Here is a 14,263-nt window from a genome sequence, read left to right as displayed (position 1 = left end):
CACGCGCCCCGGGACGTGGTGCGCGCGGCCGACCGGCGCCGGTGGGCCCTGCGGGGCGAGCTGTGGAATCTGCTGCGCGGCTGGCAGCGGGCGAGCGGGGACCCGGTGGCGGTGGACCCGTCGGGCCGGGCGGGTCACTGTCCCGTCGCGCCCCGGAGGATGAGGCGCGCGGCGCATCCGGGGGCGGGATCCGGGACCCGCTCCTGGACGGCGCCCACCCGCAGCTACCGCCTCTCGGCCGGTTACCGCGCCCGGGGCGACCACTGGGCGGGACGCCACACCGGCCAGGACTTCGCCGTGCCGTCCGGCACCCCCGTGCACGCCGTCGGTCCCGGCACGGTCCGGATCACCACCTGCGGCGACGGCTACGGCAACCAGGTCCTGGTCCGGCACCCCGGCGGGTACTTCACCCAGTACGCGCACCTGTCGCGGATCGCGGTCCGCGCGGGCCAACGGGTCCTGGCCGGGCAACGGGTCGGCAGCTCCGGCGCCACCGGCAACGCCACCGGGCCGCATGTGCACTTCGAGGTCCGGATCACCCCCTACCTCGGCTCCGCGGTCCCGCCCCTGCCGTGGCTGCGGCAGAAGGCGGTGCGGATCGGGAGGTGAGGCGTCGGCGGGCCCGGCACCGACGGAACCGACGGAGCCGACGGCCCCCGGGAGCAGGATCTCGAAGTACGTTGCGACCGCAACGCAACGGCGCCTCGCATCGCCAGGATCAAGGGATTGCCGATCCACGGATGTACCGAGCGAGCAAACGCGCGGGGACATGACCATGGCGACCAGGTGCCCGGCGGGGGTGGCAGACCGGGGGCATATGCGACACCCCCCGAGCGGCCGCCGCCGACGCGGTCACCGTGCCGCCGCCTCGGCCACCGTCCCCGGGCGGACGCGCGCCCGTCCGCCCGTCCACCGTCGCAGTGATCGCGTCGGCCTGGCGGACGCGATCGGGCGAGGTCGTCGCGGAGGGGCGGGAAGAGGGCGGACGGGGACCACGTCTCGGTGACCTCCCCGCGGCCGACCCGGTGGTCAACGGCGCCCGCCGCGGGGCGACTTCCGCGGACCGCGGCCCCGAGGCACCGCCGTGCCGCTCCGAAGACACCGCCGTGCTACCCCGAAGGCACTGCCGTGCTGCCGCGGCCGAGACGGCAAAAACCCCTCTTCAGCCGCGTTTCCGCAGGTCAAGAGGGGTTCGGGAGTGGAGCCTAGGGGAGTCGAACCCCTGACATCTGCCATGCAAAGACAGCGCTCTACCAACTGAGCTAAGGCCCCGAGGGAGAAACGTCCGCCCGGAGAGGACCCCCGGCGGACACCGGAGACCAGAGTACCGGGTCACCCCCGGGATCTCGCAAAAAGATGGGGGGTCCCCGCGCACGACCACTCTCCGTAAGATGCTCGGCGTGGTTCGCGGCAGCGAACCACGGTACTTGGGGAAGCGATGGGGAGACGCAATGGACGCCGCACAGCAGGAAGCGACCGCAAGAGCGCGGGAACTGCAGCGGAACTGGTACGGAGAGCCACTGGGGGCGCTCTTCCGTAAGCTCATCGACGATCTTGGTCTCAACCAGGCTCGTCTCGCGGGGGTGCTCGGTCTGTCCGCTCCGATGCTGTCGCAGCTGATGAGCGGTCAGCGCGCGAAGATCGGCAACCCGGCCGTCGTACAGCGGGTGCAGCTGCTCCAGGACCTGGCTGGGCAGGTCGCGGACGGCAGTGTCAGCGCGGCCGAGGCGACCGAGCGCATGGACGAGATCAAGAAGTCGCAAGGAGGCTCGGTGCTGAGCAACACCACGACCACGACGAGCAGTTCAGGTGCTCCGACGGTCAAGAGGGTGGTCCGCGAGATCCAGTCGCTGCTGCGGTCGGTGGCCGCCGCGGGCGACATCATCGACGCGGCCGACACCCTCGCCCCGACCCACCCGGAACTGGCAGAGTTCCTCCGGGTCTACGGCGCGGGGCGCACCTCCGACGCCGTCACGCACTACCAGTCCCACCAGAGCTGAGTCCGGACCGGTCGCCGCCTGGGGGTTCGGCGGCCGGGCCGCGGTCGGGCACGGGCGTGGGGGCGCCCGTCGGACCGTACGGACGTCACGTGCCGTCCGCGGGTCACGATCCGGGACCGCGCGGGGCACAGGGAGGGACGAGGGGAGTCGCAGCGCCCGTCACGGGGGAAGCAAGGGGGGTAGCCGCAGGGGGAGGAGCGACGCGCAGCCATGGGTGAGGTCTTCGCCGGCCGGTACGAACTGGTCGACCCGATCGGACGCGGCGGGGTCGGCGCCGTCTGGCGCGCCTGGGACCACCGCCGCCGCCGTTACGTGGCCGCCAAGGTGCTCCAGCAGCGCGACGCGCACTCCCTGCTCCGGTTCGTCCGCGAGCAGGCCCTGCGCATCGACCACCCGCACGTGCTCGCGCCCGCGAGCTGGGCCGCCGACGACGACAAGGTCCTGTTCACCATGGACCTGGTCGCGGGCGGCTCGCTGGTCCACCTGATCGGGGACTACGGCCCGCTGCCGCCCGGGTTCGTCTGCACCCTCCTCGACCAGCTCCTCGCGGGCCTGTCCGCGGTCCACGCGGAGGGCGTGGTGCACCGGGACGTCAAACCCGCCAACGTCCTCCTCGAAGCCACCGGCACCGGCAGGCCCCGGCTGCGCCTCTCCGACTTCGGCATCTCCATGCGGATGGGCGAACCCCGGCTGACCGAGACCAACCTCGTCGTGGGCACGCCCGGTTACCTCGCGCCCGAACAGATGATGGGCGCCGAACCCGACTTCCCGGCCGACCTGTTCGCCGTCGGCCTGGTCGCCCTGTATCTCCTGGAGGGCGCGAAACCGGACGCCAAGGCGCTTGTGGAGCACTTCACGGCGCACGGCACCCCGGGCGCCCCCAAGGGCATCCCCGAGCCGCTGTGGCAGGTCGTGGCGTCGCTGCTCCAGCCCGATCCGCAGGCACGGTTCCGTACCGCCACAGGGGCGCGCAAGGCGCTCGCCGCGGCCACCGAACTGCTCCCCGAGCCAGGCCCCGACGACGAGTTGATCGAGATCTTCGACCAACTCGGCCCGCTTCCGGCCGGGTTCACGCCCGAAGGCCCGCTCAGGCGAGCGGCGGGCCTGGAACGCCGTCCTGGCGATCCCCAGGCCCCGACGCCCCCGCGCGCCCCCACGGGGGCCCACGCGGCAGCCCGCGACCCCCGCCAACCGACGCCCGCGGCACGGGACTTCACCGCCCAGAGCAGCCACACCGCCAACACCGGCACCGGCACCGGCACCCGGGACGGCGACCACGGCTACGGCGCCCGGCCGCACGAGCGCGACGGGATCGGCGTCTCCGGTAGCTCCGGTAGCTCCGGTAGCTCCGGCGGCTCCGGCGGCTCCGGCGCACCCGACGACGACGAACGACCCGACGAAGGCTCCCGGCCCCACGGAGCGGAACAGACCCACGGCCCGGAGCACCCCCACGGGTTGGCGCAAACCCACGGCCCGGACCGGAAGTCCGAACCGGACCGGAGCGACGGGGCCGACAGGGCCGACCGACCTGACGGAACCGACGGAACCGGCGGACCCGACGGACCCGACCGACCCGGATGGCCTGATCAGCCCGATCAGCCTGGCCGGCCCGGGTGGCCCGGGTGGCCTGACGAGGAGAAGGCCCGAGCGGACCATTCCGGGCCGCACTCCGGTCTCCCGCCCTCCCGTCCCGGTCTCCCGCCCTCCCGTCCCGGTCTCCCGCCTTCCCCTCCCGCCCCCCGCGCCCCGTCCCCCGGCCTCCCCTCGCCGAGCCCCTCCGGGCCGACCGGTGGCATGTCGGACACCGGCAGCTTCCCTCTGCCTCCCCCGCAGCCCCCGGCGCCCGTGCCGTCCGCACGGCCGTACGTCTCCCCGCACGACCCCACGCACCCCCTGCCGGGCTCCCCGCGTGCCTCCGCGCGCCCCCCGGCCCAGCCGCTGCCACCGGCGCGGCCCGTGCCGCAGGAGCCGTACCGCTCCGAGGCGGCGACCGCCGCGTACACCGCCGAGGTGCGCAGATCACCCGCGCGGGACGTGGGCCGCGGGAGCCACCGCGCCCGCCGCCCGAGTCCGCCGGCCAGGGTCGCCGTCCCGCTGCTGCTGCTCGCGCTGGTCTGCTACGCGATCGGCTTCTGGGCACTGACCCGCGTCTGATCGGAGCCCGATCGGCATCTGACCCGCGTCCGAGCTGCGTCCGACCCGCGCCTGATCCGCCCGCACCGGCAGCGTCACCGCCCCACGGCCCGGCCCGGCTCGACCGCCCGCGAACCGTGAGCACCGGTACCGCCGCGGAGCAATCGGCCCGGCTCGGCCGCCCGGGAACCGTCCGCGCCGGGGCCGTCACACCGTCCCGGTCCGCCGCCTGGCCAGGACCGTCCACGCGCCCAGCACCACGAGGACGACGGTCCCGGCGCCGATGCCGCCCACCGCGAGCGCCCGCATGGCGGTGCCGCCGGACGATCCCGTGCCGTCGCCGCCGCTGCGCCGGTCGTCCGCCGCGGCCTGGAACAGGTCCCGGGGCACCGGCTGCCCCGCGTAGCCGGGGCCGGCCCGCTCCGCGCCCTTGACGCTCACCCGCAGGGTCAGCCGGTACGGCCCGTCGCCGAACTCGTCGGCGACCCGGGCCGCGAGATGGACGACGAGGTAGTAGGCCCCGGCGAACCGCATCCCGCTGATCCGGTCGCTCCCGGCGTAGCGGTTGGCGTGGTCGACCGGCGGGACGGCGGGCAGCGCGGCGACCGCCCGCCTGCCGTCGTACCCGACGCCGACGTCCTCGACGTCCGCGCGCACCGGGTTGTAGAGGGTCAGGTCGAGCGCGCCGAGCGTGTAGCCGGAGTCGGCGCCCGAGCCGCCCAGCTCGGCGGTGGCGTGCGGCTGTCGGCCCCAGCCGACGGGCACCCGGTAGAAGAGGGTCTGGCCGGGCGCGATGCCCGCGCTCCACACGCCCTGCCCGACCGGCGCCGCCCGCGTGAACCCGGAGCCGCCCGGACGCGGTTCGGCCTCGCCGACGGCGGGCGCGGGCGAGGCGGAGTCCCAGACCTCGGGCGCCCGGGTGGCGCCGGTCGCCTCCAGGGCCGGTTCGGTGGCGGCGGTCAGCTCCAGGTCCCAGGCGCCGGACGACGCACCCGCCGTCCCGACCCGCTCGACGACGACGTAGTAGGAACCGGCGCCCTGGCAGGCGCGGTTGACCGGCGCGGTGGTCCTGGCGCCCCAGGCCGTGATGGGGTGCGGGCTGCGGGCCGCGCCGAAGGTGGCGTTCTCGTAGGAGCAGGAGTGGCCCTCGGCGCTCCGCACCGCGACCCTGATGCCCTCGGAGACGGTCAGCGTGCTGCCCTGGCGGGGGACGGCGGTGACGGAGACATAGGCGTTCGAGGAGTCGTCGAGGTCGAGGCGGTAGTACAGCTCGGCGGCCCGGGGGAGGGTGCCGCGGTAGGTCCCGCCGGGCGCGAGGAGCGGCGCGTCGGCGGTGCCGGGCGCCCCTTCGACGGACCGGGCGCCGGCGGCGAAGCCGTAGTCGTAGGACCCCGCGGCCCGCCGGGAAGCCCCCACCTGGACGGACCTCATGGCAACATCGGACCGCGTTGCCTCACCGGACGTCCCCGCACTCGCCGCGTGGGCGGGCGCCACCGCGAGTCCCGGCAGTCCGGGAACCCCGGCGACCGCCGCCAGGGCGCCCACCACGAGCCCCGTGAGCCCCGCGCGTGCCGTCCGTCCCCGTCCCATTGCGCGCCCCCGATACCGTCGTCCCGCGCCGTCCGCGAGGCCGTGGCCCATCCTGCCCCGCCGGGTGGGACGTCATCCGCGCAATGGACAGGACCGTCCGAAACGCTCGGCCTCGCCGGGGCAACCGGGCGCACGCCCGCGCTCCGCACCCGGGAACCCGCCCCCGAGGCCCCCAGCGCCTGCCCCTGCCCCTGCCCCTGCCCCTGCCCCTGGACAACACAAAACCCCGACCGCGGGGCGGCCGGGGTCTGCTCGGTATCGGTTCTCGTTCTTCAGGAACCCGTGGGCACGGAGTCGGTCGCCTCCGTCCACAGGTCCTGCTCGGCGCGATCCGCCTGGATCTGGCGGTACACGAGGAGCCCGCCGATGGCGGCCAGGGCGACCAGGAGAAGCTTCTTCACCGCGCGACCTCGTCTTTCTTTGACGTGAGGGGACCTCTGGCGCCCGACTATACACACCGACCGAGACCGATCAGTGACCTGCCGGGACCCCCCAACTGCCCGCCCCCGGAACGCAGTAGGCCGGGAACCGACCGTTCTGATCGGAGGGTGATCACACCCCCACGGACGGTGACTTTGCACCCTCTTCGCCGCTTTTCCGGCCTCTTGCCGCCAATCGGGTGGTGTTCATCAGAAGATCGACGCGCCACGAGCGTCGGTCCGCCGCTTCCGGGTCGCCGTACACATCATGAGGAAAGTACGCAAATCGCCCGACCCGAAAGTGAGGGGCCATGGCCCAGAACCAGGTCATGAAGCTGTGGACCGCGATCGTCACCGCCTTCCTTGCGCTGTGCACGACGCTCGGACTCATCACGACGACCGCCGCCGCGGCGGTACCGCCCACCGAGCAGCCGCGCAACAGCGCTCCCCGCACGACGACGGTCCCGGCACCGCCGCCCTGGTCCTCCTGGTCCACGGCGAAGTCGCTGCCCCCCACGATGAAACAGCGCATCAGGGCCGAGGCCCACGGCAACTCCCCCGGCTGCCGCCAGCGTCCGCTCGCCGAGACGGCAGCGGCCGAGCCCGACATCCAGGAGCAGTCGCCCCCGGACTGCGCACCGGCGCCGCTCCAGCGCTGACCCGCACGGAACGGGCCCCGGGTCCGCCCCCGCACCAGGCCCCCCGCACCAGGCCCCTCCGCCGCAGCAGCAGCAGCGCCATGAGCACCGCCCGTGACCCGCTGCGCCAGTCCAGCTCATCCCGCTCCACCCCGACGTCAGACCACTTCCGACGTCAAGGCGATCTTGCGTACACAACCGCCTGCGCGAAGACCCCCGGCCGCTCCGGCCGGGGGTCTTCGCCGTGAGAACGGCCGCGCCCCCGTCACGAGGACGCGGAGGGAAACACCCCTGCTCCCAGGGGACTTCGGCCCCCGACGTATGGCCGGCCGAGCCGAGACGAGAGACAAGCCGAGCCGAGCCGGAAGACCGGGTGCCACGAACCGCGGACTACGGACCACGGACTACGGCCTACGGACTACGGACTGCGAACCGCGCACAGGAGACCGTGGGCAGTGCACAGTGCGCAGTGGACCGCGAACGCAGAAGACCCCCAGCCTGTTCGGCTGGGGGTCTTGGTGCTGGTGGGGCTAACAGGATTTGAACCTGTGGCCTCATCCTCATCAGGTCGATCAGTGCGGGTGATCCTCGCGGTCACTCGCCAGGTTGAGAGCCTTCAGTTGTCCGCCCCGGTCCATCCTGATCCGCTCTCGTACATCGTTGTTGGTGTCAAGCGTTGGTGTCATCTCCCTCACCGCACTTGACAACTCACTCTCGCCCCTAGTCATCGGACTCCACGCGAGTGCTCTCGCGACGCTGCGCTCGATTCGCACGCCATGTAGACATCGCGCGGCGCAAGGACGCGACGGCAATGCCTGTGACGCCAGCACCCGTCACGTTGATGAGAAGGTCGTACAGGAAGCCCTGCATTGTTGCTCCATAGGCAGCTCTAAGCTACCCACCGGTGAGCGGGCTTCCGCGAGACGACTGGCTCCTGAAGGCCAATCTGAAAGTAACCCCGTCCTCGCACAGGGACCACGTTCAACTAAGTGGCGTAGATATCAGGGTAGCAGCGAGATGTCGAACTCGTCGTGACCTGCTTCACCCCATGCTTCGAGCAGTCGCCACCAGGCTTCGGCCTTGATCAGGGGAGAGCGTCGACACTTGGGGCAGATGAACGTGTAGGACTCCCGACTGACCATGGAGCTAGGCGCGGCGTTCCGCATTGGAGGGGCGAAGTGCTCAAGGGCGAAGCTCATCCCTCGCTCGCTCGGCAGCAGCCTTGCAGTTGTTAGACGTAGCCGTCGGTGCTGGCCTTTGTCCGTGCACACGATGGCTATGAAGATCCGCTGCTCGTCATCCTCCGGCACACCACAACCGTACGTTGACTCACGGCCGGTGATCTACGCCCTGGTTGCACGAACTGACCGCTGCCACACGCCTTTTCCCACCACTCACCCCAGCTCCCATCCCGTCCGCCGTCGACCCACACACCGTGGAGCGGGCGTGGTTCAGGGGCGTCAAGGTGGAGCGCGCCACTGTACGAACGACCTTGACGCCCCTGGGCCGCGTCTGCTCGGCTCTGCCTGGGTCGACGGTGGTCGGGATGGGAGCACCCCACGCGCACCCCTACGGGCCTGCGGTCGGCGACGGCGCCCCCTCCCACCCGGTGCCGGCCGATCCCCCGCCGGAGGCATCGTCTTGACCGTCGGATGAGTACGAGTGATCACCCATCACCCCGGGTCTTCACCTGGGCGCGCGTTGGCGCAGCCCGCCGGAGCGGGCCGAAGGCAGGAGCGGCGGCGGAGCGGAGCCAGGAGCGCGCCCGGCGGAGCGGAGCGCAGCCGGGGCTTGATGAGGTAGAGAAACCTGTAACAGCTCATGGCTGATCTGCGCCTGGGCAAAGGAAAGCCTCCGTGATGGCCTGGGAAGAACACAGCGACATCGAGGGGGCGGAGTGCAGCCGTTGTCGGAAGACTTGGCGCAGAACCGGCCGGGCGACGCGGTGCGACGTAAGATTCGTGAACTACAGCCGAACCCTGTATTGAGGCTGGTCGACTGGTATCGCCCACGCTCGGAGATCTTTCACTGGGCGTCCGGTCTGAGGGGCGAACAGATCACGGCCAAACGGCTCAAGAGACTCCGTGGCCATGGCTGGCTCACCCTTCATGCCGTCCAGTGGGTCACCGGTACCGACATCGATCATCTTGCCATCGGCCCGGCCGGCGTCTTCTCCATCAACTCCAAGCGGCATCCGGGCAAGACCGTCTGGTACGGCGATAGAGCTGTCACGGTGAATCGCGCCCCTACTCGCCATATCGCCGCCAGCCAATCAGAGGCTCGGCGAGTGGCCCGCGTGCTGACCACACACTGCGGGTTCGCTGTGTCGGTGCGTCCTGTGATCTCCGTTGTGCACGCGGCGAAACTCACCGTCAAGAGCGCCGATCCGCCGGTGCTGGTCGTGGAAGTCAACCACCTCGACCGAGTGCTGTCCGGGCTGAGCCCCGTCCTTTCGACCGATCAGGTGTCCCACATCTACGAAGTGGCACGCGACGCTCGAACCTGGTCCGGCTGATCAGGCGTCGAAGTCGTACTCCAGGACGTACGAGGCTGCGTCCAACGTCATCTCGTTGATCTCGACGGGACGCCCTTCCTCCGCAAAGGCTGTCCGGCAGATAAGGATGACCGGAGTGCCAGCGGACATGCTCAGCCGTGCCGCTTCGTCCTTCGACGGCATACGCGAGCGGATCTCCTCACGGAAGTGCACCGGCTTGTGCCCAAGTTCAGCAAGCCTGGCGTAAGTGCCACCTGGTCCAGTGTCCTCGTGGGTGATCGCAGATCCGGCAACCACCGACATGGGCAGATAGCTCGTGGCGAGCAGCACTGCCTTGTCATCCAGCACGAAACGCCGGCGCCTGACGCACACCGCGTCATCCTCGCTCAGATCCAGCACAGAACTGATGCGTTCTGGAGCCGCTTCCTCTGAAACGGTGAGCTGGTCGACGCTCAAGGCACGGTTCTCGATGTCTGCTGACCAGATCGACCGGCCGCTTCCCCACTGCTCCTGGGACAGCCTCTGAATGCCTCGACGGCGGAGCGGACGGAAGGCTCGGACGAAGACGCCCGCTCCCTTTCGGGCCTCCGCCACACCTTCGTCACGCAGCACGCTCAGTGCCTGCCGCGCAGTCATGCGGGCTACGCCGTGCGTGGCCATCAGCTCGTTCTCTCCGGGAAGCCGATCGCCGGGACCGTACTCGCCTGAGTGGACTGCGTCACGCAAGGCGTCCGCGATCCGCTGGTACTTCGGCCGACGGTCGTCGTCGCTGCCTTTCATTCCGGAACCCTCCTGTCATCTCTAGACAGCCTAACGAAGTTGTGTCGGCCACCCAATCAGAAGCGACCTCCAATTTGGATCAGCAACCTCTCTAGACATATCCCTTGACATCTCTAGAGATGAAGCTCAAGCTGTAGATATCTAGAGAGGTCACGAAGGGTGACCCGTCAGATCAAGGGATGTGCTCAATGCCGTCGTTCAAGATCGACCTTTCGAGCGCCGTGGTGTTCGTCGCGACCTCGCCGGAGCCGAAGATGGTCAACAAGAAGACCGGGGAGCGTGCCGTGGACCGGGAGACCGGCGCGAGCATGTCGACGGTGGGCCTGCTGGTCTCGGACGAGGGTGAGGGCAACCTCTACCAGGTGGCGGTCCCGGAGACGGGTGTCCCCGCGGGACTGACGCCGGGGACGCGGGTCGAGGTGGTCGGGCTGCGGGCGCGGGACTGGGAGAACGAGTTCAACGGCCAGAAGCGTCACGGGATCAGCTTCCGCGCGGCTGCGATTGCGCTGGGTTCCTGATCATGACCGACATCGATACGTGGCTGGAGCTGGGCGGCCTTGCCGCTGGTGCCGGTGGCCTCGGATACGCGAAGGCCCGTGCGCCGCGCGTGTACTGGTCGCTGGTGGGGCTGCCGGTCACGTGGGGGCGGTTCACCTGGACCTACCGGGACACGATGGAGGTCTGCGGGCTGACGGTCCAGCCGTCCGGGTTCCGTGCCTTCGTCCGTCGCAACGTGGTCCGTGCCGAGGTGCGGCCGGTGCCGCCGAAGGTTCGCCGGGTCCGTCCGACGCCGGTGGGTCTGCGGGTCACGCTCCGGCTCCCCGCCGGCCTGGAGCCCGCCGACGTCGCCGCGTCGTCCGAGCGCCTGCGCCACGCGTGGGGGGTCCGGTCGGTGAGGGTCATGGAGACCAAGCCCGGTCTCGTCGAGCTGCGGATGACCGGCTATGACGTTCTTCAGCGGGTGCGGCTGCCGCGTACGGCCCGACCTCGTGGTCTAGTGGTGCCGGTGGCGCTGCGGGAGGACGGCACGGTCTTCGAGCGGGACTACCGCAAGGTGCCCATGGCGCTGACGCTGGGGGCGACGCTGTCGGGGAAGTCGGTGTATCAGCGCAACCTCGTCAAGGGCCTCGCGCAGCTCCCGGTGGGGCTGGTCGGCATCGACTGCAAGCGCGGGGTCGAGCACGGCCGCTACGCCCCTCGGCTGTCCGCGCTGGCCACCGACCCGGAGTCGGCCGGCCGTCTCCTGGACGCGTTGGTCACGGAGATGGAGGAGCGGTTCGACCTCCTTGCCCTCTACGGCGTCTCGGATCTGTGGGAGCTGCCGGACGAGGTGCGGCCGGTGCCGCTGGTCGTCCTGGTCGACGAGGTGGCGGAACTGTTCCTGGTGACCTCGAAGAAGGATGAGGCGGCACGGGACCGCACGGTGATGCAGATGGTGCGGCTGGGTCAGATGGCCCGTGCGATCGGTATCTATCTGGAGGTCTGCGGGCAGCGCTTCGGCTCCGACCTCGGCCGTGGTGCGACCGCTCTGCGCGCGCAGCTCACGGGCCGGGTGGTCCACCGGGTCAACGACAAGCAGACCGCTGACATGGGTCTGGGTGACATCGCCCCGGACGCGGTGACCGCTGTGACGGCCATCGCTCCGGACCGGCCTGGTGTCGCGGTCGCCGGTGACACCTCCGGGGGCTGGTCCCGCATCCGTACCCCGCAGACCTCGCCGGCGGAAGCGGCGGCCGTGTGCCGGGAGTTCGCCCACCTCACGCCGGTACTGCCGTTCCTGGCGCCCTTTCGGCCCGTCGCTCAGCTCGCGCCGCCGATGCCGTCGGCCCCGCCGCTGCTCAAACCCCGCCCGGTCACCGAGTAACACCCCCTGCTCCACGGTCGGCGCGACCACTTCGCGCCCGGTCCCTACCCGAGCCATGCCGAAAACCGATCGGAGATCGCTCATGGCACGCAAGCCCAACAAGCCCCGGAACACGCCCTGTTCGCCCTGCGGCGGCACCGGTGAGGTCTCCCGCACGGTCCATGTCGGCCGCAAGCGGCGCTCGGTGGGCCAGCAGACCGGGATCTGCCTCAACCGCCTCGGCGCGGGCGAGATCCCCGCGACCGACTGAGCCCGCGAAGGGAGGTGAACGGCATGTCCCGCTCGATCCGCTTGGACGCCATACTCGTGCAGGCCGTGATCGCCGGTGCGCTGTCCTTCGCCCACCTGCATGACCTTGCCCTGGCGGCCGGTCAGACCGGCTGGAAGGCGTGGGCCTACCCGGTCTCCGTCGACCTGCTGATGGTCGCCGCCTGGCGTCGCCTCAGCGTCCAGCGCTCCCGGCTCGCCTGGTCCTGGTTCCTCGTCGCCCTGATCGCCTCGCTCGGGGCGAACATCGCCACCGCCGGACTCCTCGACCTCGACCACGTCCCCGCCTGGCTGCGCATCCTCGTCGCCGCCTGGCCCGCCCTCGCCTTCCTCGGCGGCAGCCTCCTCGCACACCAGACCACCAGCCACACCCCAGACCCGGAACCGGCGCAAGAGCCTGCCCCGGCGGTGGAAATCGACCGCCCGGCCACACCCGTGCCGACGCCTCACCCGACCCCGGAGATCAGCGAGCCGACCCCCGCCGCGCTCCCGAGCACGCCGGCCGCTGCGCCCGTGGTGCCTCCGGCGCTCGTCGACCACGCGCGCAAGCTCAGCGCCGACCACCGCGCCCGCACCGGCACGGACATGGACACCGCCACCCTGCGTGCCCGCCTCGGCATCACTGACGACCTGGCCGGTGCCATCGTCGCCCAACTCGCCTGACAGAAAAGGAGGTTCACCCCGTGCAGACGTTCACCACTCCGTCCGACTACCTCGACGCGGCCCGCGAGATGGCCGACACCGGCCGCCCCGCCCTGGCCCGCCTGCTGGCCGAGGAAGCGGCCGACCGCACCCCGGACCCGAAGGAGGCCGCCCGGATCCTGGCCGGCTTCCTCGGCCGCAGCCTCCGGAAGGAGAACTGACCGATGCGCCCGAACCGCTTCTACGACGTGATCCGCATCGGCCCCGTGCAGGTCGGCACCTACCACAACGGTCGGGGCCAGACCCGCCACACGGCGGCCTGCACCGCCCCGAAGTGCGGGTTCTCCACCGAGCACCGCGACCGCTCGGCCGCCGAACTCGCCGCCCGTACCCACCGCTGCAACGCCTGAAAGGAGGACCGACGCCATGCAGCTCCCCGAGGACCAGATCCGTGCCGGTCACATCCCCGCCGACCTCTACCACCGGCTCCCGCCCGGCACCGACCTGCACAAGGTCGTGATCGTCCAGCAGGCGCCCCGCTCCTACACGGGCCCGATCGTCCTCACGCTGGTCATCGCCGCCGGGTCCGTCGCGGTGCTGCTCGTCATCGCCTTCGTCGTCCACACCATCGCCGCCGCCGCAGTCTCCGTCCTGTCGGCCACCGGCGGACTCAGCTACACGATCAACCGCGCCACCAAGACCAGGAAGGACATCTGATGGGCATCTTCAGTTGCAAGAACGACGACAGCCCGGAGCCGGACACGCGGATGACCGAACTCGGCCGGGACTACGCCATCGCCCGCCGCCACCGCGACCGCGCGGCCATGAACCGCATCATGCGCGAGATCGGCACGGACAAGGACGTGACCGACCTGAGCGACTTCCGCGCCGGCCAGGAGTCCTACGACTCCATCCCGCCCATCCCGCGCCGCCGCAACCGGCGCAAGTAGTACCCGTCCGGGGCGGTTCTCTCGCCAAAGATTCCCCGCCCCGGACGGCCCACCTTCCTGATCCAACGGACCCGAAAGGGAAGCCTCATCATGCCCCGAAACGACTCCCGTCCGCGCACCTGCCGCGACTGCGACGGTCACGCCTCGGCCAAGGTCACCACCGGCCAGCGCGACCGCGACGGCTCCCGCCAGACCCTGACCGTCACCTGCCCCGTCTGCAAGGGCACCGGTACCAGCCGCCGCGTCACCCACCCCACGCACACGGGGCGGTGACCGCCATGGGCCTCCTGAACTGGGGATCGCCCCAGCACTTCGACCACGGCGGCGACTGCCCGTGCACGCAGTGCGGCAAGCCCACCCCGCTGCGCTCCCACACCGGTGAACCCGTCCACAAGGTGTGCGCCGAGGACTGGAACGACAACAACCCCGACGCCCCGCGCCACGAACAGGGTGGCTACGACCTGGGCACTCAGCGCTTCCATTCCG

19 protein-coding genes and 1 tRNA gene are annotated in these 14,263 nt (G+C 71.1%); 15 read left to right on the top strand and 5 right to left on the bottom strand.

The annotated features are described in order from the left end of the window. The first annotated feature begins 18 nt into the window (after window positions 1–18). Window positions 19–609, top strand: coding sequence for a M23 family metallopeptidase (locus GA0115242_RS06035; RefSeq protein ID WP_256089379.1), 591 nt, complete (start codon window positions 19–21; stop codon window positions 607–609). Between the two features lie 590 nt (window positions 610–1,199). Here GA0115242_RS06035 and GA0115242_RS06030 read toward each other — a convergent pair. Beyond that, window positions 1,200–1,272, bottom strand: a tRNA-Ala gene (locus tag GA0115242_RS06030). Window positions 1,273–1,451: 179 nt separating this feature from the next. Here GA0115242_RS06030 and GA0115242_RS06025 point away from each other — a divergent pair. Continuing rightward, a complete protein-coding gene (locus tag GA0115242_RS06025) occupies window positions 1,452–2,000 on the top strand; it encodes a helix-turn-helix domain-containing protein (RefSeq protein ID WP_093825278.1) in 549 nt (182 codons plus the stop codon). Window positions 2,001–2,210: 210 nt separating this feature from the next. Continuing rightward, a complete protein-coding gene (locus GA0115242_RS06020; protein WP_107461348.1) occupies window positions 2,211–4,154 on the top strand; it encodes a serine/threonine protein kinase in 1,944 nt (647 codons plus the stop codon). A gap of 186 nt (window positions 4,155–4,340) precedes the next feature. On the opposite strand, the gene GA0115242_RS06015 is transcribed toward GA0115242_RS06020, so the two are convergent. Then, a complete protein-coding gene (locus GA0115242_RS06015; RefSeq protein WP_237548896.1) occupies window positions 4,341–5,564 on the bottom strand; it encodes a hypothetical protein in 1,224 nt (407 codons plus the stop codon). Window positions 5,565–5,995: 431 nt separating this feature from the next. Next, entirely contained in the window at window positions 5,996–6,124 is a 129-nt protein-coding gene (locus GA0115242_RS06010) for a DLW-39 family protein (protein WP_003999697.1), read from the bottom strand. A 329-nt stretch (window positions 6,125–6,453) separates the two neighbouring features. On the opposite strand from GA0115242_RS06010, the gene GA0115242_RS06005 reads away from it, so the two are divergent. Continuing rightward, complete coding sequence (locus GA0115242_RS06005) at window positions 6,454–6,801, top strand: DUF6344 domain-containing protein (protein ID WP_093825275.1); 348 nt, start codon at window positions 6,454–6,456, stop codon at window positions 6,799–6,801. A gap of 980 nt (window positions 6,802–7,781) precedes the next feature. Here GA0115242_RS06005 and GA0115242_RS40265 read toward each other — a convergent pair. Further along, window positions 7,782–8,090, bottom strand: coding sequence for a hypothetical protein (locus tag GA0115242_RS40265; protein WP_141721512.1), 309 nt, complete (start codon window positions 8,088–8,090; stop codon window positions 7,782–7,784). Between the two features lie 587 nt (window positions 8,091–8,677). Here GA0115242_RS40265 and GA0115242_RS06000 point away from each other — a divergent pair. Further along, window positions 8,678–9,295, top strand: coding sequence for a nuclease-related domain-containing protein (locus GA0115242_RS06000; protein ID WP_256089378.1), 618 nt, complete (start codon window positions 8,678–8,680; stop codon window positions 9,293–9,295). Here GA0115242_RS06000 and GA0115242_RS05995 read toward each other — a convergent pair whose 3' ends face one another. Further along, window positions 9,296–10,054, bottom strand: a complete 759-nt coding sequence (locus tag GA0115242_RS05995) for a GntR family transcriptional regulator (RefSeq protein WP_093825271.1) — start codon at window positions 10,052–10,054, stop codon at window positions 9,296–9,298. A 188-nt stretch (window positions 10,055–10,242) separates the two neighbouring features. Between GA0115242_RS05995 and GA0115242_RS05990 the strand changes: the two genes are divergently transcribed. From GA0115242_RS05990 to GA0115242_RS05950, 10 genes are all read left to right on the top strand, one after another. Then, window positions 10,243–10,572, top strand: a complete 330-nt coding sequence (locus tag GA0115242_RS05990; protein WP_093825269.1) for an SCO3933 family regulatory protein — start codon at window positions 10,243–10,245, stop codon at window positions 10,570–10,572. 2 nt (window positions 10,573–10,574) lie between these two features. Further along, on the top strand, window positions 10,575–11,918 hold the full coding sequence (locus GA0115242_RS05985) for an FtsK/SpoIIIE domain-containing protein (protein ID WP_093825267.1): 1,344 nt from the start codon (window positions 10,575–10,577) through the stop codon (window positions 11,916–11,918). Between the two features lie 82 nt (window positions 11,919–12,000). After that, on the top strand, window positions 12,001–12,168 hold the full coding sequence (locus GA0115242_RS40615; RefSeq protein ID WP_176729755.1) for a hypothetical protein: 168 nt from the start codon (window positions 12,001–12,003) through the stop codon (window positions 12,166–12,168). A 23-nt stretch (window positions 12,169–12,191) separates the two neighbouring features. Further along, window positions 12,192–12,848, top strand: coding sequence for a DUF2637 domain-containing protein (locus tag GA0115242_RS05980; protein ID WP_093825265.1), 657 nt, complete (start codon window positions 12,192–12,194; stop codon window positions 12,846–12,848). A gap of 20 nt (window positions 12,849–12,868) precedes the next feature. Beyond that, complete coding sequence (locus tag GA0115242_RS05975; RefSeq protein ID WP_093825263.1) at window positions 12,869–13,048, top strand: hypothetical protein; 180 nt, start codon at window positions 12,869–12,871, stop codon at window positions 13,046–13,048. Window positions 13,049–13,051: 3 nt separating this feature from the next. Next, window positions 13,052–13,237 (top strand): mobile element transfer protein, encoded by a 186-nt coding sequence (locus GA0115242_RS05970; RefSeq protein ID WP_093825261.1) that lies wholly within the window; start codon window positions 13,052–13,054, stop codon window positions 13,235–13,237. A gap of 16 nt (window positions 13,238–13,253) precedes the next feature. After that, a complete protein-coding gene (locus GA0115242_RS05965) occupies window positions 13,254–13,544 on the top strand; it encodes a hypothetical protein (RefSeq protein ID WP_093825259.1) in 291 nt (96 codons plus the stop codon). Continuing rightward, a complete protein-coding gene (locus GA0115242_RS05960) occupies window positions 13,544–13,777 on the top strand; it encodes a hypothetical protein (protein WP_093825257.1) in 234 nt (77 codons plus the stop codon). The genes GA0115242_RS05965 and GA0115242_RS05960 overlap by 1 nt, the downstream gene beginning before the upstream one ends. A gap of 90 nt (window positions 13,778–13,867) precedes the next feature. Then, window positions 13,868–14,050: a hypothetical protein gene (locus tag GA0115242_RS05955; RefSeq protein ID WP_093825254.1), complete on the top strand. Its 183-nt coding sequence runs from the start codon at window positions 13,868–13,870 to the stop codon at window positions 14,048–14,050. A 5-nt stretch (window positions 14,051–14,055) separates the two neighbouring features. Then, a partial coding sequence (locus GA0115242_RS05950) for a hypothetical protein (RefSeq protein WP_093825252.1) occupies window positions 14,056–14,263 on the top strand: 208 nt, incomplete at its 3' end.

The sequence above is a fragment of the Streptomyces sp. SolWspMP-5a-2 genome (assembly GCF_900091845.1).
Lineage (GTDB): Bacteria > Actinomycetota > Actinomycetes > Streptomycetales > Streptomycetaceae > Streptomyces > Streptomyces doudnae.
This window is presented reverse-complemented; position numbering and strand designations above follow the sequence as displayed.